The organism is Pseudomonas marvdashtae (genome assembly GCF_014268655.2).
In the GTDB taxonomy this organism is placed as follows: domain Bacteria; phylum Pseudomonadota; class Gammaproteobacteria; order Pseudomonadales; family Pseudomonadaceae; genus Aquipseudomonas; species Aquipseudomonas marvdashtae.
Map to the genome: position 1 here is coordinate 1 of NZ_JABWQX020000010.1, position 17,309 is coordinate 17,309.

At 60.1% G+C, this 17,309-nt stretch carries 17 protein-coding genes; 2 read left to right on the top strand and 15 right to left on the bottom strand.

Annotated features, from left to right (window positions below):
• Positions 1 to 182 precede the first annotated feature (182 nt).
• Both HU742_RS26385 and HU742_RS26390 read right to left on the bottom strand, forming a co-directional pair.
• The gene (locus HU742_RS26385) at positions 183 to 848 is read right to left on the bottom strand and encodes a fumarylacetoacetate hydrolase family protein (RefSeq protein WP_186612536.1); all 666 of its coding nucleotides are present in this window, start codon (positions 846 to 848) and stop codon (positions 183 to 185) included.
• A gap of 43 nt (positions 849 to 891) precedes the next feature.
• Positions 892 to 2,286 carry a D-2-hydroxyglutarate dehydrogenase gene (locus HU742_RS26390; RefSeq protein ID WP_186644454.1) on the bottom strand — a complete coding sequence of 465 codons (1,395 nt, stop codon included), beginning with the start codon at positions 2,284 to 2,286 and terminating at the stop codon, positions 892 to 894.
• Between the two features lie 203 nt (positions 2,287 to 2,489).
• On the opposite strand from HU742_RS26390, the gene serA reads away from it, so the two are divergent.
• A complete protein-coding gene (serA, locus tag HU742_RS26395) occupies positions 2,490 to 3,719 on the top strand; it encodes a phosphoglycerate dehydrogenase (RefSeq protein WP_030140520.1) in 1,230 nt (409 codons plus the stop codon).
• A gap of 82 nt (positions 3,720 to 3,801) precedes the next feature.
• Here the strand turns inward: serA and HU742_RS26400 are convergent, their stop codons facing one another.
• Positions 3,802 to 4,227, bottom strand: a complete 426-nt coding sequence (locus HU742_RS26400; RefSeq protein ID WP_186644456.1) for a DUF4399 domain-containing protein — start codon at positions 4,225 to 4,227, stop codon at positions 3,802 to 3,804.
• Between the two features lie 133 nt (positions 4,228 to 4,360).
• Between HU742_RS26400 and HU742_RS26405 the strand changes: the two genes are divergently transcribed.
• On the top strand, positions 4,361 to 4,927 hold the full coding sequence (locus HU742_RS26405) for a transporter substrate-binding domain-containing protein (protein WP_186638989.1): 567 nt from the start codon (positions 4,361 to 4,363) through the stop codon (positions 4,925 to 4,927).
• Positions 4,928 to 4,962: 35 nt separating this feature from the next.
• On the opposite strand, the gene HU742_RS26410 is transcribed toward HU742_RS26405, so the two are convergent.
• From HU742_RS26410 to HU742_RS26465, 12 genes are all read right to left on the bottom strand, one after another.
• Positions 4,963 to 5,589, bottom strand: coding sequence for a class I SAM-dependent methyltransferase (locus HU742_RS26410; RefSeq protein ID WP_186638987.1), 627 nt, complete (start codon positions 5,587 to 5,589; stop codon positions 4,963 to 4,965).
• A 99-nt stretch (positions 5,590 to 5,688) separates the two neighbouring features.
• Complete coding sequence (locus HU742_RS26415; protein WP_186638985.1) at positions 5,689 to 6,333, bottom strand: methionine ABC transporter permease; 645 nt, start codon at positions 6,331 to 6,333, stop codon at positions 5,689 to 5,691.
• The gene (locus HU742_RS26420; protein WP_186644458.1) at positions 6,323 to 7,447 is read right to left on the bottom strand and encodes a methionine ABC transporter ATP-binding protein; all 1,125 of its coding nucleotides are present in this window, start codon (positions 7,445 to 7,447) and stop codon (positions 6,323 to 6,325) included. Before HU742_RS26420 ends, HU742_RS26415 begins: the two co-directional genes overlap by 11 nt.
• A gap of 2 nt (positions 7,448 to 7,449) precedes the next feature.
• Complete coding sequence (locus HU742_RS26425) at positions 7,450 to 8,259, bottom strand: MetQ/NlpA family ABC transporter substrate-binding protein (protein ID WP_186638981.1); 810 nt, start codon at positions 8,257 to 8,259, stop codon at positions 7,450 to 7,452.
• Between the two features lie 21 nt (positions 8,260 to 8,280).
• Positions 8,281 to 9,642 carry an LLM class flavin-dependent oxidoreductase gene (locus HU742_RS26430; RefSeq protein WP_186644460.1) on the bottom strand — a complete coding sequence of 454 codons (1,362 nt, stop codon included), beginning with the start codon at positions 9,640 to 9,642 and terminating at the stop codon, positions 8,281 to 8,283.
• Positions 9,642 to 10,835 carry an SfnB family sulfur acquisition oxidoreductase gene (locus tag HU742_RS26435; protein ID WP_186644462.1) on the bottom strand — a complete coding sequence of 398 codons (1,194 nt, stop codon included), beginning with the start codon at positions 10,833 to 10,835 and terminating at the stop codon, positions 9,642 to 9,644. Before HU742_RS26435 ends, HU742_RS26430 begins: the two co-directional genes overlap by 1 nt.
• A gap of 23 nt (positions 10,836 to 10,858) precedes the next feature.
• Positions 10,859 to 12,100, bottom strand: coding sequence for an SfnB family sulfur acquisition oxidoreductase (locus HU742_RS26440; protein WP_186644464.1), 1,242 nt, complete (start codon positions 12,098 to 12,100; stop codon positions 10,859 to 10,861).
• A 292-nt stretch (positions 12,101 to 12,392) separates the two neighbouring features.
• The gene (locus HU742_RS26445; protein ID WP_186638975.1) at positions 12,393 to 13,160 is read right to left on the bottom strand and encodes a hypothetical protein; all 768 of its coding nucleotides are present in this window, start codon (positions 13,158 to 13,160) and stop codon (positions 12,393 to 12,395) included.
• A 458-nt stretch (positions 13,161 to 13,618) separates the two neighbouring features.
• On the bottom strand, positions 13,619 to 14,380 hold the full coding sequence (gene tcyN / locus HU742_RS26450; RefSeq protein ID WP_186638973.1) for an L-cystine ABC transporter ATP-binding protein TcyN: 762 nt from the start codon (positions 14,378 to 14,380) through the stop codon (positions 13,619 to 13,621).
• A 3-nt stretch (positions 14,381 to 14,383) separates the two neighbouring features.
• Complete coding sequence (tcyL, locus tag HU742_RS26455; protein WP_186644466.1) at positions 14,384 to 15,049, bottom strand: cystine ABC transporter permease; 666 nt, start codon at positions 15,047 to 15,049, stop codon at positions 14,384 to 14,386.
• Positions 15,049 to 15,849 carry a cystine ABC transporter substrate-binding protein gene (tcyJ, locus tag HU742_RS26460; RefSeq protein ID WP_186638971.1) on the bottom strand — a complete coding sequence of 267 codons (801 nt, stop codon included), beginning with the start codon at positions 15,847 to 15,849 and terminating at the stop codon, positions 15,049 to 15,051. The genes tcyL and tcyJ overlap by 1 nt, the downstream gene beginning before the upstream one ends.
• A 213-nt stretch (positions 15,850 to 16,062) precedes the next feature.
• The gene (locus HU742_RS26465) at positions 16,063 to 17,061 is read right to left on the bottom strand and encodes a D-cysteine desulfhydrase (RefSeq protein WP_186638969.1); all 999 of its coding nucleotides are present in this window, start codon (positions 17,059 to 17,061) and stop codon (positions 16,063 to 16,065) included.
• Between the last annotated feature and the right edge of the window lie 248 nt (positions 17,062 to 17,309).

The following is a 17,309-nucleotide window of genomic DNA, read 5'->3' on the forward strand; positions in this document are numbered from 1 at the left end:
CAGATAATTCGTGCTTGGGGAATGGCTGGGCTCAGATGCCGCATTCCCCGGAATTATCCGGATGGCATGTGAAAAAACGGTAAACGCTACGGCACCGATGTTCCCGTGTTCTGCATAGGAATGCGTCAACGAGCGCTCCGCGTCCTGCTATTGGACACGGAGCGCGGGAACGATCGTTGCGATTAACGAACGCTGCTCTCGAAACGGCTCGCGCCAGGCAACTCCAGCACCAGCTCATCGCCCACGTTCAGTGGTCCGACGCCCGCCGGAGTACCGGTGAGAATCACGTCGCCGGCCTGCAGCGAGAAGCAGCCCGCCATGTATTGAATCATCGGCACGATAGGGTTGAGCATCAGGCTGCTGTTGCCGTCCTGGCGTACTTCACCGTTGATGGTCAAACGCACGGGGATGTCGGTCAGGTCAGCAAACGCGTCCTTCGAGACAAAGGGGGCGATCACTGCCGCGCCGTCGAAGGACTTGGCGACTTCCCACGGCAGGCCTTTGCCCTTGAGCTCGGCCTGCTTGTCGCGCAAGGTCAGGTCCAAGGCCGGGGCGAAGCCTGAGATAGCGTCCAGCACTTCTTCGACGCTGGGTTTGGTGGACAGCGGTTTGCCGATCAGCACGGCGATTTCCGCCTCGTAGTGCACCGAGCCGCGATCGGTCGGGATCTTGAAACCACCTTCCAGTGGCACCACGCAACTGCCTGGCTTGATGAACAGCAAGGGCTCGGTGGGCACCGGGTTGTCCAATTCCTTGGCGTGTTCGGCATAGTTGCGGCCGATGCACACCACCTTGCCCAGCGGGAAATGAATACGCGTACCGTCGAGATACTGGTGCTGATAGCTCATTACCGACTCCTGCCTTTTCGAATTGTCATCAGGTGTTTATGGGTCAAATCGCGAAAATCTTGCCCGGATTCATGATGCCGTTAGGGTCGAACACGGCCTTTACCGCTTTCATGTAGTCGATTTCAACCGCAGAACGACTGTACGTCAGATAGTCGCGCTTGGTCATGCCCACGCCATGTTCGGCGGAGATCGAGCCGTTGTACTTCTCCACGGTTTCGAAGACCCATTTGTTCACGGTCGCGCACTTGGCGAAGAACTCGTCCTTGCTCAGGTTTTCCGGCTTGAGGATGTTCAGGTGCAGGTTGCCGTCGCCGATGTGGCCGAACCAGACGATTTCGAAATCCGGGTAATGTTCGCCGACGATCGCGTCGATTTCCCGCAGGAAGCCAGGGACCTTGGAAACCGTGACCGAGATGTCGTTCTTGTACGGCGTCCAGTGGGAGATGGTTTCGGAGATGTACTCGCGCAGTTTCCACAGGTTCTGCAATTGGGTTTCGCTCTGGCTCATCACGCCGTCCAGCACCCAACCCTGCTCGACGCAGTGTTCGAAGGTTTCCAGCGCATGGTTGGCGACTTCTTCGGTGGTCGCTTCGAATTCCAGCAGGGCATAGAACGGGCAGTCGGTTTCGAACGGCGCGGGCACGTCGCCACGACCGAGCACCTTGGCCAGGGCTTTGTCGGAGAAAAATTCGAACGCGGTGAGATCGAGCTTGCCCTGGAAGGCATGCAGCACGGGCATGATCGAGTCGAAGTCCGGCGTCCCGAGAACCATGGCAGTGAGGTTTTTCGGAGCCCGGTCCAGGCGCATGGTGGCTTCGACGACGAAGCCCAGCGTGCCCTCGGCGCCGATGAACAGCTGCCGCAAGTCGTAGCCGGTGGCGTTCTTGATCAAATCCTTGTTCAGTTCCAGCAGGTCGCCCTTGCCGGTGACGACCTTCATGCCCGCGACCCAGTTACGGGTCATGCCGTAGCGAATGACCTTTATCCCGCCGGCATTGGTGCCGATATTGCCGCCAATCTGGCTGGAGCCCGCCGAAGCGAAGTCGACCGGGTAGTACAGGCCGTGTTCCTCGGCCTTGTTCTGCAATTGCTCGGTGATCACGCCCGGCTGGCACACGGCAGTGCGGTCAGTCAGGTTCACGTCGAGAATCTGGTTCATGTAGTCGAAAGACACCACGACTTCACCGTTCGCCGCCACGGCTGCGGCGGAAAGCCCTGTACGCCCCCCCGAGGGGACCAGCGCGACCTTGTGCGTATTGGCCCAGCGCACGATGGCCTGGACCTGCTCGGTGGTCTTGGGAAAGACAATGGCGGTCGGTGCGGGTGCGTAATGCTTGGTCCAATCCTTGCCGTAGGCATTCAGCGAGTCGGCGTCGGTCAAGACCTTGCCAGGCTCAACCAGGGTCTTCAGCTCATCTATCACGGCAGGATTGGTCATCGACAGAACTCTCGAACAATTCATGGTCATCCTGAGAACGCTTCACGTCGCAGGAATGGGTGTTTGCGGGGGGCATATGCTAGCATACCGACCCCGCAGCGTAGTGCCCAACGGCTGTTCTGCGGCGACGGCTGTCATGCCGGTCGGGCCAGCCTATGCTGCCCGATTCCCTGCCATTTTCTCCGGGACACAGGTTTACGCAGATGAGCAAGACTTCTCTCGATAAGAGCAAGATCAAGTTCCTTCTTCTCGAAGGCGTCCACCAATCGGCTGTCGACGTCCTCAAGTCGGCGGGCTACACCAGCATCGAGTACATCACCAGTTCTCTGCCGGAAGCCCAGCTCAAGGAAAAGATCGCCGATGCTCACTTCATCGGCATTCGCTCCCGTACCCAATTGACCGAAGAGATCTTCGACCACGCCAAGAAACTGGTCGCGGTCGGCTGCTTCTGCATCGGCACCAACCAGGTCGACCTCAACGCAGCCCGTGAGCGTGGTATCGCGGTGTTCAACGCGCCGTACTCCAACACCCGCTCCGTTGCCGAACTGGTGCTGGCCGAAGCGATCCTGCTGCTGCGCGGCATCCCTGAGAAAAACGCTTCCTGCCACCGTGGCGGCTGGATCAAGAGCGCGGCCAATTCCTTTGAAATCCGTGGCAAGAAGCTGGGTATCGTCGGCTATGGCTCGATCGGCACGCAACTGTCCGTGTTGGCTGAAGGCTTGGGCATGCAGGTGTTCTTCTATGACACCGTGACCAAGCTGCCGCTGGGCAACGCGACCCAGGTGAACAACCTGCACGAGTTGCTGGGCATGTCCGACATCGTCACCCTGCATGTGCCGGAAACCGCCGCCACCCAGTGGATGATCGGCGAGAAGGAAATCCGTGCCATCAAGAAAGGCGGGATCCTGATCAACGCCGCGCGCGGTACGGTGGTCAAGCTCGACGCCTTGGCCGAAGCGATCAAGGACAAGCACCTGATCGGCGCTGCCATCGACGTGTTCCCGGTGGAGCCGCGCTCCAACGACGACATCTTCGAAAGCCCGCTGCGTGGCCTGGACAACGTGATCCTGACCCCGCACATCGGCGGTTCCACCGCTGAAGCCCAAGCCAACATCGGCCTGGAAGTGGCGGAAAAACTGGTCAAGTACAGCGACAACGGTACCTCGGTATCGTCGGTGAACTTCCCGGAAGTGGCCCTGCCGGCCCACCCTGGCAAGCATCGCCTGCTGCACATCCACGAGAACATCCCGGGTGTGATGAGCGAGATCAACAAGGTCTTCGCGGAAAACGGCATCAACATTTCCGGTCAGTTCCTGCAGACCAACGAGAAAGTCGGCTACGTCGTGATCGACGTCGATGCCGAATACTCAGACTTGGCGCAAGAGAAGCTGCAGCACATCAACGGCACCATTCGTTGCCGCGTGCTGTTCTAGGAAAGCTGACTGCAAGTCGAGGTTTGGCTTGCGAAAAAAAACGGGAGCCCCGAAAAGGGCTCCCGTTTTTTTACCGGGACCGTTACTTCACGGTCACAGTGATCTTTTCGGAGACAATCGACGGGTCGAACGGCATGTGGCCGCTGTCGCCCAGGATCAATTGCAAGGTGTGCTTGCCTGGAGCCAGCTTGATAGTGGCTTCGGTCTGCGCCTTGCCGAAATGCATGTGGTTGGCGTCGGTCGGGATCGGTGCGCCTTCCTCTGGCAGGTCGTCGACATCGATCAGCAAATGATGGTGGCCAGTGTTCTTGGTCACATCGCCCGCCGGGGCCAGGGCGATGTTCTTGACGCCGAACTTGACCTTGAATTCCTGGCTGACGGTGGCGCCGTCTTCCGGGGAAACGATGAACACTTCTGCACCTTTGGGCGCCGGGGTAGCGGCGCTTGCCAGCATCGAAGCGCCCAATAACAGACCGGCCAACGCGGCACGAGACATAAAGCTTTTCATTTTTTTCTCCAGTTTTTCCATGAAATCCGCCTGGTCATGACAACTTCATGACCAATCGTTGTCGAAGCCTGCAACAACCATAGCAAAGCGAGCCTGAAACGAGCGTCGCTTGTATAAATACAAAGGAGTGACCATGCGTTTTCTGCCTGGCCTGATCTGCCTGCTACCCCTGTTGAGCCCTCTGGCCCATGCGGAACTGATCGACGACATCAACGACCGTGGCGAATTGCGGATCGCCCTCGAGGCCAACACGGCTCCTTTCAACTTCAAGGAGGACGGCAAGCTCACCGGTTTCGAAGTGGAACTGGGTGAAATGCTTGCCAGTGAACTCGATGTACGGCCCGATTTTGTCGTCACCGATGCCGCGGATCTGCTGGCCGGTGTGGAAAGCGGCAAGTACGACGTCGCCATCAACCACATAGCAATGACCCCGGAACTGGCGGAACGTTTCGACACCAGCGCGACTTACAGCCAGCCGGATGCACAGTTGCTGGCCAGCAAGGATGAGCCGCAACGTCCGCTGGTCCTGGTCCAGTCATTCCAGCCGGAGGAAAAGCAGGGCCCGCCGCCCAGCCTGGTGATTCCGTTCCAGAAGGGCAACCCGGCATTCAAGGCCAGCCTGGACAATGCCCTGAGTCGAATCAAGGGTGACGGGCGGCTGGAACAGTTGTCGCAGAAGTGGCTGGTCAAGCCGGAGTGATTTGGTTTGAGCGCTTTCCCTTGCGGGGGTAGTTCTCAAGCTCTACGCCACACACTCGCCAGCCAAGGCTGCTGCTCTCGCGGCAGCCCCGCCGGCCGGTAGTAGTGCTCCAGCTCGACGAAACCCGCCTCGGTGAGCAACGCCCGCCAGGCGTCGAGATCGTGATACGCCCCGAAGCGCTGGCCGTTCCAGCCTTCCTGGTTTTCGCCCCGAGGATTTGAGCTGAACAACACGCCGCCGGGTTTGAGCGTGGCGTGCAATTGCTTGAGCACCCGAGGCAGTTCCTGGACGGGAACATGAAACAGCACCGCGTTGGCGAAAATCCCGTCAAAGCGTTCGGCTGGCAGGTCGAGCTGCAAGAAGTCCTGGCGCCACACATCACATCCGCTGTCCTGGCGCGCCATCCGGGCAAATTCTTCTGAGCCGTCGAGGCCGACCGCAACATGACCCATGGCGGTGAACGTGCGCAGATCCCGTCCCGGACCGCAGCCGAAGTCCAGGATATGAAACGGCGCCTGGCCTTGGATATGTCTCAGCAAGGCGTCGATGTTCTGGCTGACATCGTGGTCGCGTGTGCCTTGGCGAAAATCTTCTGCCACCTCGTTGTAGTGACCCAGGGTCGTGGCGGTGATGGTGCGCAGGTCGTCGGGTGTGTGTTTCATGATCACGGCTTGGGTGGGGAGCGTTGGTCGACTATACCGCAAGCAGGCTTGCGGCTTAATCGGCACCGGCATGCAGGCTCGCTCCCGTGATGCCGCGTTTCAGCGTTTGTTCAGGCCTTGCGCCAAACGGTCGCCACCCAACTGGATCACCGCCACCAGCGCTACCAACAACACGATCACCGTGAGCATCACCTGGCTGTCGAAACGCTGGTAGCCGTAACGGTAGGCAATATCGCCCAGCCCTCCGGCGCCGATTGCCCCGGCCATGGCGGATGAGTTGATCATGGTCACCAGCGTGATGGTAAAACCGCCAACGATACCTGGCAGCGCTTCGGGCAGCAGCACGTGCCAGACGATGTGCCAGCGCCGGCAGCCCATGGCCTGCGCGGCTTCGATCAGGCCATGGTCGACCTCCCGCAGACTGACTTCGGCGATCCGGGCGAAGAACGGCGTGGCGGCAATGGTCAGTGGCACCACTGCGGCCCACACGCCGTAGGTGGTGCCGACGATCAACCGGGTGAACGGAATCAGTGCCACCATCAGGATCAGGAAAGGTATCGAGCGAAACAGGTTCACGAACGCGCCCAGGGCTCTGTTCACGGCGGGCGCTTCATAGATTCCGCCCTTGCCACTGGTGACCAGGATCACCGCCAACGGAATGCCCGCCAGCAAAGCGATCAACGACGACACACCGACCATCAGGAACGTGTCGATAAAACCCTGCAATAACCGATCAAGCCACATATCCCAGCACCTCCACGTGTTGCGCCCAGGCGCCTGCCCGTTGGCGCAGTTCTTCCGCGCCCCATGAGGAGCCGCTCACCGCCAGCAATAATTGCCCGAGCCCATGGCCCTGGATCCGTTCAATGCCGCCATGCAGCAGCCGCACCCGTCCGCCGAGGGCATTGAACAACGCCGCGAGGTCCGGTTCATCACGGCTTGTCCCGGTGAATTGCAGGCGCAGCACCGTGGCGGCAACCGCCGACGCCGGTTGTGGCTGCAAGCGGTTCTGCAACTCCTCAGGCAGCGCGTGCTGCAGCGGCGCCAGCAGCGTCCGGCTGACGTCGTGCTGCGGGGTGCCGAAGACTTCCCAAACCGGCCCTTGCTCGACGATTCGCCCCTGTTCGAGCACCACCACTCGGTCGCAGACTTCCCGGATCACCGCCATTTCATGGGTAATCAGAACAATCGTCAGGCCCAGCCGCTGGTTGATCTGGCGCAGCAAGCCGAGGATCGATTGAGTCGTCTCCGGATCCAGCGCCGAAGTGGCCTCGTCACACAGAAGGATCTCTGGATCGTGGACCAGCGCCCGGGCGATCCCGACTCGCTGCTTCTGCCCGCCCGAGAGCTGCGCCGGATAAGCCCCGTGCTTGCCCTGCAATCCCACCAGTTCGAGCAGCTCGCGGACTTTTTGTTGCCGTTGTTCCTTGGGCACGCCGGCCACTTTCAGCGGCAGCTCCACGTTCTGCCACACCGTCTTGGCCGACATCAGGTTGAAGTGCTGGAAGATCATGCCGATGCGTCGGCGCAGCGCCACCAGGCGATCCTCATCGAACTCGCCAATGTCCACCTGATCGATCAGCACGCGCCCGCTGGTGGGTTGTTCGAGCCGGTTGATGGTGCGGATCAACGATGACTTGCCAGCGCCGCTGCGGCCGATGATCCCGAACACCTCGCCGTGCTGGATCGCCAGGTCGATGCCCTGCAGCGCATCGACCGGTCCCTGGGCACCCGTGTAAGTCTTGCCCAGGCCGATGAAACGCACGTGGGCGCGATTGAGCTGCGGGTGCAGTTCAGTGTGCTCGGCAGTGCGCGGCTTGGGTGTTTGCTGTTTGAGCAGAGCGTTGACGGCGTTCATGATCAGCTTTCCCAACCGGCTTGATAGAGCTTGCCGTGGGCCTTGTCCAGGGCCGCGCGCACGGCGGGGGAGTGCTGGTAGATGTCGACGAACTTGATCAGCCGAGGATCGTTTTTGTTCTTGGGTTGGATCACGAACTGGATCACATATTCCTTGTGGTCGAGGCCGTCGAACAGCAGGGCGGACGTGGCATCGAAGGTGTTTGCCAACCGGATGTAGGCCGGATAGCCCTGCACCAGGTCGGCATCTTCATAGGCGCGCACCAGTTGCACGGCCTCGACTTGCAGAATCTTGAGCTTCTTGGGGTTGGCGATGATGTCGTCTTCGGTGGCCTTGTAGCCCACGTCCGGCTTGAGCTGGATCAGCCCGGCCTTGGCCAGCAGTTGCAAGCCGCGCCCGCTGTTGATCGGGTCGTTGGCAATGGCAATGCTCGCGCCCTCGGGCAGCTCGTCGAAGCTTTTGTAGCGTTTCGAATAGAGCCCCACGTTGTTGATGATCCCCGGCGCGAACGGCACCAGATCGAATCCGGCGGCGGCCTTGGCGTTTTCCAGGAAAGGGATGTGCTGGAAGTAATTCACGTCGATGTCGCCGGAAGCGAGGCTGACGTTGGGTGCGATCCAGTCGCTGAACTCCACCAGTTCGACCTTCAGGCCTTGTTTGCCCGCCTCTTCGACAGCGGCCTCCAGCGGGATGGCGAAGGCGGCGGTGGTGCCAATTTTCAACGGAGCATCAGCCGCAAAGAGAGCTGAGCTGAACAGGCCGAGGGCCAGGGCCAGTGCTTTGAATGGCAGGGTCAGGAGGTGCTTGGTCATGTCGGTTGTTCCAGTCATTGATTAAGAGTGCCGGTAGGTGGAGCCGGTGTGTTGTTCGGGCAATCGGGCGCCTCCCTGAAAGAGCTTTGCGCGCAGCGTGCCGTCGTCGTATTCGGTCTTGTACGAGCCGCGTCGCTGCAGCTCGGGAATCACCAGGTCAATGAAGTCCACATAGCTCTCGGGCGTGACGATTCGGGTCAGGTTGAAGCCGTCGAGGCCGGTCTCGGCGATCCACGATTCCAGCTCGTCGGCCACCTGCGCGGGCGAACCGACCACGGTGATGTAGCGACCGCCCAAGGCGTGTTGCTCCAGCAGTTTGCGTCGGGTCCAGTCGTTGTTCTGCAGGGTCTTGGTAGCGGACTGGATGGCATTGCTCTTGACGTACTGGATCGGTTCGTCCAACGCGTACTCGGAAAAATCGATGCCCGTCGACGCGCAAAAGTGCGCGACGCCGGCCTCGGCGCTGGCATAGCTCAAGTACTCGGCATGTTTGGCCCAGGCGGCGGCTTCGGTCTGCCCGACGATCACGTTCAGGCCCATGAACACCTTGATGTCCTCGGGATGTCGCCCAGCCGCGACGGCGCTGGTGCGGACTTTGTCGACTTGGGCCTTGGTCGCGGCTTTGTTCTGGCCGCTGATGAACACGCACTCGGCATGGCGCCCGGCGAACTGCAAGCCGCGCTCGGAACTGCCGGCCTGGAACAGCACCGGTGTGCGTTGCGGGGACGGTTCGCAGAGGTGATAGCCCTCGACCTGATAGAACTCACCCCGGTGGCTGACCTTGTGCACTTTCTCCGGCTGGGCGTAGATCCGTTGCTGGCGATTATTGATCACCGCGTCGTCTTCCCAGCTGCCTTCCCACAATTTGTAAAGCACCTGCAGGTATTCGTCGGCCTGGTCGTAGCGACGGTCGTGCTCGACCTGGGCGGCCAGGCCCATGGCCTTGGCGGCGCTGTCCAGGTAACCGGTGACGATGTTCCAGCCAACCCGGCCGCGAGTCAGGTGGTCCAGTGTGCTCATGCGTCGGGCGAACAGATAGGGCGGTTCATAGGTGAGGTTCGCGGTGAGGCCGAAGCCCAGGTTCTTCGTAACCGCTGCCATCGCCGAGACCAGCAGCAACGGGTCGTTGACTGGCGACTGGATCGACTCTTTGAGCGTGATATCCACCGATTGCTGATAGACGTCGTAGACCCCGACGATGTCGGCGATGAACAGCCCGTCGAACAATCCGCGCTCGAGCAACTGCGCGAGCCCGGTCCAGTATTCAATCGTATTGAATTGGGTAGACGTGTCCTGGGGGTGGGTCCACAGGCCGTGATTGATATGCCCGATGCAGTTCATATTGAACGCGTTGAGCAGGATCTTCTTTTTGCCGTGGGCCATCAGATGGTCCCTCGCAGCGGCGGGTTTTCATCGTTGAGGTAGAAATTGCCGACCGCGTGGTATTTCCAGCGCACCGGGTCGTGCAAGGTGTGCACCCGAGCGTTGCGCCAGTGGCGATCCAGGCCGTGTTCGGCGAGGGTCGCCTGGCTGCCGGCCAGTTCGAACAGCGTGCTGCCGGCGGACAGCGAGATTTCGGTGCTGATGGCCCGGGCTTCGGCCACCGCGATCGAGGCTGCCGCCACCGTTTCGGCGTTCGTATCGGCCTGGGCCAGGTCGAGAAATTCACCGGCGCGTTCCAGCAGGGCTTCGGCGGCATGCAGGCGAATGCTCAGTTGGCCGAAGCTCTTGAGGGTGTGCGGGTCCTGGGTGGCGACGTCGCTGGTGGCGTCGATCCACGGGCGGGTTTTGTTGCGGACAAAATGCATGGCGTCTTCATAGGCGGCGCGGGCAATGCCGGTGTCGATGGCCGCATGGAGAATCTGCGCCAGCGGGCCTACCGGTGTAGGGCGTTCGAAGGCGCTCTGGAACGGCACGACGTCTGCGGCGGCGACCTGTACATCTTCAAACACCACCGAGCCGCTGCCCGTGGTGCGCTGGCCGAAACCGCTCCAGTCGTCGATCACGGTCAGGCCTTTGCTGTTGCGCGGGACGAATGCCAATTGCTGCACGCCGTGCTCATCCACCACCGAGGTCGGAATGCGCTGCGCATAGATCGCCCCGGTGGCGTAGAACTTGCGACCATTGATCCGGTAGCCTTCACCGTCGCGACGCAATTGCGTGGTGCGGTCGTGGGCGGTCTTGGTTCCGAGCTCCGCCAACGCATTGCCAAAACGTTGGCCGGCCAGGACTTCGGCATACAGGCGTTGTTTTTGCGCTTCGCTGCCGTTTACCCGCAACACCTCCAGCGCATAGAAATGGTTTTGCGGGATCTGCCCAAGCGAGCCGTCAGCCTGGGCGATCAGTGCAATGACCTTGGCCAGCGTGACGTTGGATACGCCCGCACCGCCGTGGGCCTTGGGCACGCTGATGCCCCACAGGCCGGAGCGGGAGAAAGCCTCCAATTCCGGGTATGGCAGGCGACGTTCGCGGTCGCGCAGGGCGCTGTCGCGCTTGAAGTCATCGGCCAGGTCGCTGGCCACGATCAGGGCTTGTTCATCGCTGGTGATTACCGCGACGTGTTGGGAAAGCGTCATGTGCTGCTCCAGAGGTCGGGTCGTCAGATCCAGGAATGTCGGGCCGGCAAGGTGCCGTTCAGGCGATAGTCGCCGACTGCGTGATACTTCCAGCGCACCGGGTCGTGCAGGGTGTGGACCCGCGCGTTGCGCCAGTGGCGATCGAGATTGAATTCGGCAAGGGTGGCGCGGCTGCCGGCCAGCTCGAAGAGTTTTTCGCTGGCGTGCAGGGCGACCTCAGTCGCCAGCACCTTGGCTTCGGCCACGGCTATCGACGCGTGGGCGGCGGACTGAGCGGTAATCGGCGCGGTGTTGACCTGGTCCAGTACCTGCCCAGCCTTGCGCAGCAACGCTTCGGCGGCGTGCAGTTCGATCTTCAACCGGCCGACGTCGGCGATGACATAAAGATCATCGCTGGCGCGCTCGACCTTGGCGTCGATCCACGGCCGGGCGCGTTCGCGAACGAAGGCGATCGCATCATCAATCGCGCCCCGGGCGATACCTACGTCGATAGCGGCCTGGATCAGTTGGGAGAACGCGCCTTGTTCATTCGGCGTGTCGTTGATGCGCCAGTTGGCCAGCACCAGCTCGGCATCGACCCGCACATTGTTCAGCAGCACGGTGCCGCTGGCCGTGGTCCGCTGGCCGAAGCCCGACCAGTCATCGACAATCCGCAGACCTGGTGTACCGCGTCGAACGAACGCCAATACCTGGCGACCCTCGTCGTCCAATGCCTTGACCGCGACCCAATGGGCGAACAGCGCGCCAGTGGAGTAGAACTTCTGCCCATTGATGACAAAGCCGTCACCGTCGCCGGTGATCCGCGCCTTGAGTTCCAGGGTGTTGCGAGTGCCACGCTCCGGCCCGGCGTTGCCGATGCGCCAGCCTTCGAGCACGCTCTGGAGGAGAATTTTTTTCTGCCGTTCGGTGCCTGTGGCGAGAATTAGCTGGAGCACGCCGAACTGGTTCTGGGGAATTTGACCGAGGGCCGGGTCAGCCGTGGAAATGATCGCGAACACCTCGGCGACGGTGACGGCGGAAACTTGCGGACCGCCATATTCGCGAGGAACGGCAATGCTGCCGAGCCCGCTGCGGGTGAACTGTTCGATTTCTGACCAGGGAAGTTTACGCTGCTGGTCGCGACGCGCGGCCTGCTGTCGGGCGACCTGTGCCAGTTCATGGGCGGCCTTGATGGCTTCGGCGTCGGTGCGCAGGACCTGTGCCGGCAATAACAAGGGAGCAATGTCTTGGTCGCTCTGGACCTTTGCTTGCGCCAGATCGGACATCACAGCCACTCCGTGGCTGCATGCAGTGCCTTGGCGCCCTGCACTGGGGTGATTGTGTTCCGTACCATACCCACCTCACATCTCAAGAAAACACCGCGATGAATGCGGTGAACAAAAATCAAGAATGTCCGGTGGTCCGGTTCATATACCCTAAACGCGTATAAAAAGTTTTTGAACTAACTTTTAAGAATATCTATAGGTTGGTTTTAAATCGAAGGTGTACGCCCCTTGGGCGAAGCGGTTTCTGTGGCGAGGAAGCAAAAGTCCTCGCCACAAAAAACGAGCGTCACCATTATTTTCGGTGATGCGATTCGGCGACCATGAGCGGTTCTTTCGCAGGATGCTTCGGATAGGGGTTGGCGCAACCGATTTTCAAAGTCCGTGGTGGCGCCCAGTGGGAGTTGTTGCCGACCCGGTCGATGATGCAATAGGTCACTTCCAGACGCAGGTCTTCACCTGCTTCCATGATGACTTCCGGCGGCACCCAGACGTGAACCGGCATTCCCACCTCGCCAGGCTTTATGGGTGGCAGATCCATGCGTACGTCGCCCCAACGCAGGGTGATCGCATCGCTGGCCGCCATGTTCAGGTAGGGCTCGATGGTCAACGGCACGCCGCGTTTGATCTGATTGGGATTCACGCCTTGGCGGCGGATGGTGTCCGGGATACGCACCGGCGCCAGGCTCTGGTTCTCGTCGCCGAGCAAGGATGAAGGCCGCCCCCCGGGGCAATCGAGCTTGACCTGCACCTGTTGCGTTGCTGACAGCGACGGCCCTCGTCCAATTTGCATGATCCGATAGTGGATGCGCGAGGTGCCGTTGACGATGAAGCTCTCCGGGACGCGCAAACTGACGCTGCCATGCATATCTGCCTCTGACAGCAGGCGCGAGCCAACATAGCAGTTGTCCCAGAACAGTTCGATCAGGTCGCCTGGGTCCATGCCTGGGTAAGGGGCAATGACGACTTCCAGATGCTCGGCGCTGGTGATGTTGATGCCGGTACGTTGGCCGCTGGCCAAGGTGGGCGCGGCCAACTCAGGGAAATTCGACATACTTGTCATGGTGTTCTCCTTGATGTCTAAAACGAACTATGTTCCCGAAAGTTCAAAGACGCTGATAGTCGCGACACTTTGTGATACGTTACTACCGAAAATAAATAACGCGTGATGCTTGTTCATTCTAGATATAGGTTTGACAGTTTCACTGTCAATAGCGACGATTGCCTAATATTTGATTAAGCAAGTCTTCAGAAATGTCCTACGCATCGGAGTTATTAATGCGCGGCGTCGAGCGCACTTTTCCTCGGAATGTCGCGCTCGTTGCCGCCAGGACAGGCGCCTTTGGGCTGGCGTCGGTGGAGAGATCAAAGGAAGTAGAGCGTGCCCAAAGTCGGTCTGTTCGTTATTGGGGTAGCGGAGGAGAGATGACGATTGAAAGTTATTTTTGATGCGGTGGTTTTGGCTTTTTAAAGTTGGACTTGTTTCACTTCCCTCCCTGGAAGTGTCGACAAGCCAATTAATTACTGCGCGCCATGTCCAGCCGAGAGGAACTTGCTGAGAAACTGCCGAGTGCGCTCTTCTTTCGGAGCTTCGAACAACGCCTTGGCTTCACCTTGCTCAACAATTACGCCTTTGTCGAAGAACACCACGCGATTGGCTACATCCCGGGCGAAGCCCATCTCGTGAGTCACGATGACCATGGTGCGTTTTTCTTCGGCCAGGCCCCGGATGGTTGCCAGCACTTCACCCACCAGTTCCGGATCGAGGGCCGAGGTTGGCTCGTCGAAGAGGATCACTGCAGGTTCCATCGCCAGCGCCCGGGCGATAGCCACGCGCTGTTGCTGACCACCGGACAGGCGCCTGGGATATGCGTCTTCCTTGCCGGCCAGGCCGACCTTGGCCAGTAGCTTGCGGCCCAGGGCTTCAGCGTCGGCCCGCGGGGTCTTTTTCACCACCAGCGGACCTTCTGTGACGTTTTCCAGTGCGGTGCGATGGGGAAACAGATTGAAATTCTGGAACACGAAGCCCACCTGCTGGCGCAAACGACGGACCAGCCCTTGCTGCTGGTTCAGCGGGCGACTGCCATCGATCTCGATATCGCCCACCTTGATCCGTCCGCTGGTGGGTTCTTCGAGGAAATTCAGGCAGCGCAGGAACGTCGTCTTGCCCGATCCGCTGGGGCCGATGATCGCTACCACTTCGCCTTCTTCAATCCTCAGGTCGATGCCGTTGAGCACCACCTGACCCTTGAATTGCTTTGTCAGTTTTTCCACGACAATCATGGGTCAGGACTCCTGGTCGTGCCGATTGACCCGGGCTTCCAATACGTTCTGCAGGTGCGAAAGCACGGTGGCAAGAACCCAGTAGATCAGCGCGGCGGCAAGGTACATGGTGAAGATTTCGAAGGTGCGAGCAGTGATCAGCTGCGCCTGGCGGAACAGTTCCGGTACCTGGATGGTCGCCGCCAGGGCGGTGTCCTTGACCAGGGAAATGAAGCTGTTGCCCAACGGTGGCAGCGCCGTGCGTGCGGCTTGCGGCAGGATGGCCCGGCGCAGTGTCTGGGCACGGGTCATGCCGATACTGGCCGCCGCTTCCCACTGACCGCGCTCGATGGAACTGATGGCGGCCCGCAGGATTTCACACGCATAGGCCGCCATGTTCAGCGAGAAACCGATCAGGGCCGCCGGCAGCAGATCCAGCTCGATGCCCAGTTGCGGAAGTCCGTAATAAATCACAAACAACTGCACCAGCAACGGCGTGCCGCGAAAGAACGACACGTAGATACGCGCGATCCAGTTCACCAACTTGAAACGCGACAGACGCATCAGCGCCAGGCCGAACCCCAGCAACAAGCCGAAGAACATCCCGCCCAGGCTGAGGATGACCGTGTAGTACGCGCCCTTGAGCAGAAAGGGCGCGGAATCCAGTGCGAGTTGAAGAGCTGCTTCCATTATTGGGTGACGTCAGCGCTGAAGTATTTTTCCGAGAGCTTCTTCAGCGTACCGTCGGCGCGCAGTTTTTCGATGGCTTTGTTCACGGCTGCCAACAGCTCAGGCTCGCCTTTGCGCAGGGCAATACCCGACTCCTGGCGAGAAAACGCTTCGCTGGTGACGGTGGTGTCCTTGGCCTTCTTGGCGTATTCCAGCGCGGCCAGACGGTCGATCAGGATGGTATCGATGCGGCCGACGCGCAGGTCCTGAAATTTGGTGGGGTCATCGTCATAGGTTTTGACTTGCGCGCCCGGTACTTCGGCTTTCACCCACTGTTCGTAGTTGGTGCCCAGGCCCACGCCGACTTTTTTACCGTCCAGGTCGGCAGCTTTCTTGATGTTCAGCTCATCGGCTTTTTTGGTCAGTACCAGCGCTTGAATCCCGGAGACGGTGTACGGCTCGGAGAAATCGTATTTTTTCTTACGTTCTTCGGAGATGGTCACTTGGTTGACCACGGCGTCCAGACGCTTGGATTCCAACGCCGCGAGAATGCCCGCCCATGGGGTGGTCTGCAGCTTGACCTTCACACCCAGCTCCTTGGCCAGGGCTTCGGAAAACTCCACTTCGAAGCCGGTCAGCTTGCCGCCATCATCCACGAAACTGAACGGTGGATAAGTGCCTTCCAAGCCGATCTTGATCTCGCCGGCATCCTTGATTTTTTGCAGTTGCTCACCGGCAACCGCCTGCCCCAGCAGACCGGCGCTCAGTGCCAGGCCCAGCGAACCTACCAGCAGGTTGCGACGTAATGCGGAAAAATTCATGACAAGCCCCTGTGTTTTCTTATGAAGACGTTTATCGGCAAGAGAAGGCGTAGCCGCGATACGAAAGTGCTGTCACATCCTGCCTTAAAAACAGGTGATGCGTCTCGTGGCAAATACGCCTGCGGCGCGACTATAAGTTGCGTTTCATAGATTGGAAAATAATATTAAATCATCCGTATATTCCAAAGTGGAATGTCGCCATTGTCAGGAGTTTCAAGCCCCTAGCGCCGAGTCATAGGCAAACAACGCTGGCGCGCCGCCGGTGTGCAGGAAGATGATCGGACCGTCGTCAAAGCGGTCGCGACCCAGGCCATCGAGCAGGCCGGCCATGGCCTTGCCGGTGTAGACCGGATCGAGCAGAAGGCCTTCCTGGCTGGCCAGCAGCTTGACCGCCGCCAACGTGCCGGCGTTCGGTTCGCCGTAGCGGGGACCGAAATACTCGTCCCATAGATTCACTTTGAACGCCTCCGGAAGGGCGACTCCGAGCAACGCTGCCGTGCGCTCGGCCAGGCCCTGGACCTTCGGAAACTGGTCCTCCTCGCTACGGGACACTGTTACACCAACGACCGCAAGCGTGGGCAGGGTTTCGCTCAAGGCCAGCGCCAGGCCGCTGTGGGTACCGGCGCTGCCCGAGGCCAGCACCACGGCGGCGAATTCGATGCCGGTGTCCTTGATCTGTTCGGCCAACTCCAGGCCAGCGCGCACATACCCCAACGCGCCCAACGCGTTCGAGCCGCCAATCGGCACCAGGTAGGGCTTTTTCCCGTTGCTGCGCAGGCGGCCGGCGAGCGCCTGCAGCTGTTCGTCGGCATTGTCCAGGTTGTCCACCAGCTCGACTTTAGCGTCGAACAGCTCAAGCAACAGCCGATTGCCGTTGCCCAGGTAATTGCTGTCCTCGGTGCCGATGGGGTTTTCCAGCAGGGCGACGCAACCCAGGCCGAGCTTCGCGGCCAGGGCTGCGGTCTGGCGGACGTGGTTGGACTGGATCGCGCCGGCGGTGATGAGCGTGTCGGCACCTTGGGCCAATGCGTCGGCGGCCAGGTATTCGAGCTTGCGCAGTTTGTTGCCACCGAGTGCCAGGGGCGTCAGGTCGTCGCGCTTGACGTAGATGTCCCGGCCGAGCCAACGGGAGAGGCGGTCAAGTTTTTCCAGCGGTGTCGGATGGCCGAGCAGGTCGAGACGACTGAAGCGAGACAACTGTTCTTTGATCATGGGGTCCGTACTGGTTGTAGGCGATATCGGACTATAGGCACGCCGATATTCAGGGGCAACTGGCGTGTGGAAGGGAGCACTGAACGAATGCGCTCCCGGCAGCGTCATACCCACCCATGGACTAGTGTAGGAAGCGTGCCGTCGAGCCCTGCGATTAGTCCTTAGCAGCCTATTCATGTTTAACTTGAACGTTCATTCAAGTTAAACCCTTGGTTTGCTGCCCGCTCACAACAGGAGGCTTGCCTTTG

Coding starts and splice junctions, on each gene's coding strand:
- HU742_RS26465 (WP_186638969.1), bottom strand. CDS start 17,061: ATGATCAAAGAACAGTTGTCTCGCTTCAGTCGTCTCGACCTGCTCGGC.
- HU742_RS26435 (WP_186644462.1), bottom strand. CDS start 10,835: ATGACGCTTTCCCAACACGTCGCGGTAATCACCAGCGATGAACAAGCC.
- HU742_RS26440 (WP_186644464.1), bottom strand. CDS start 12,100: ATGTCCGATCTGGCGCAAGCAAAGGTCCAGAGCGACCAAGACATTGCT.
- HU742_RS26400 (WP_186644456.1), bottom strand. CDS start 4,227: ATGAAAAGCTTTATGTCTCGTGCCGCGTTGGCCGGTCTGTTATTGGGC.
- tcyJ (WP_186638971.1), bottom strand. CDS start 15,849: ATGAATTTTTCCGCATTACGTCGCAACCTGCTGGTAGGTTCGCTGGGC.
- HU742_RS26415 (WP_186638985.1), bottom strand. CDS start 6,333: ATGTGGCTTGATCGGTTATTGCAGGGTTTTATCGACACGTTCCTGATG.
- HU742_RS26410 (WP_186638987.1), bottom strand. CDS start 5,589: ATGAAACACACACCCGACGACCTGCGCACCATCACCGCCACGACCCTG.
- HU742_RS26445 (WP_186638975.1), bottom strand. CDS start 13,160: ATGACAAGTATGTCGAATTTCCCTGAGTTGGCCGCGCCCACCTTGGCC.
- serA (WP_030140520.1), top strand. CDS start 2,490: ATGAGCAAGACTTCTCTCGATAAGAGCAAGATCAAGTTCCTTCTTCTC.
- tcyL (WP_186644466.1), bottom strand. CDS start 15,049: ATGGAAGCAGCTCTTCAACTCGCACTGGATTCCGCGCCCTTTCTGCTC.
- tcyN (WP_186638973.1), bottom strand. CDS start 14,380: ATGATTGTCGTGGAAAAACTGACAAAGCAATTCAAGGGTCAGGTGGTG.
- HU742_RS26420 (WP_186644458.1), bottom strand. CDS start 7,447: ATGAACGCCGTCAACGCTCTGCTCAAACAGCAAACACCCAAGCCGCGC.
- HU742_RS26390 (WP_186644454.1), bottom strand. CDS start 2,286: ATGACCAATCCTGCCGTGATAGATGAGCTGAAGACCCTGGTTGAGCCT.
- HU742_RS26430 (WP_186644460.1), bottom strand. CDS start 9,642: ATGGCCCACGGCAAAAAGAAGATCCTGCTCAACGCGTTCAATATGAAC.
- HU742_RS26405 (WP_186638989.1), top strand. CDS start 4,361: ATGCGTTTTCTGCCTGGCCTGATCTGCCTGCTACCCCTGTTGAGCCCT.
- HU742_RS26385 (WP_186612536.1), bottom strand. CDS start 848: ATGAGCTATCAGCACCAGTATCTCGACGGTACGCGTATTCATTTCCCG.
- HU742_RS26425 (WP_186638981.1), bottom strand. CDS start 8,259: ATGACCAAGCACCTCCTGACCCTGCCATTCAAAGCACTGGCCCTGGCC.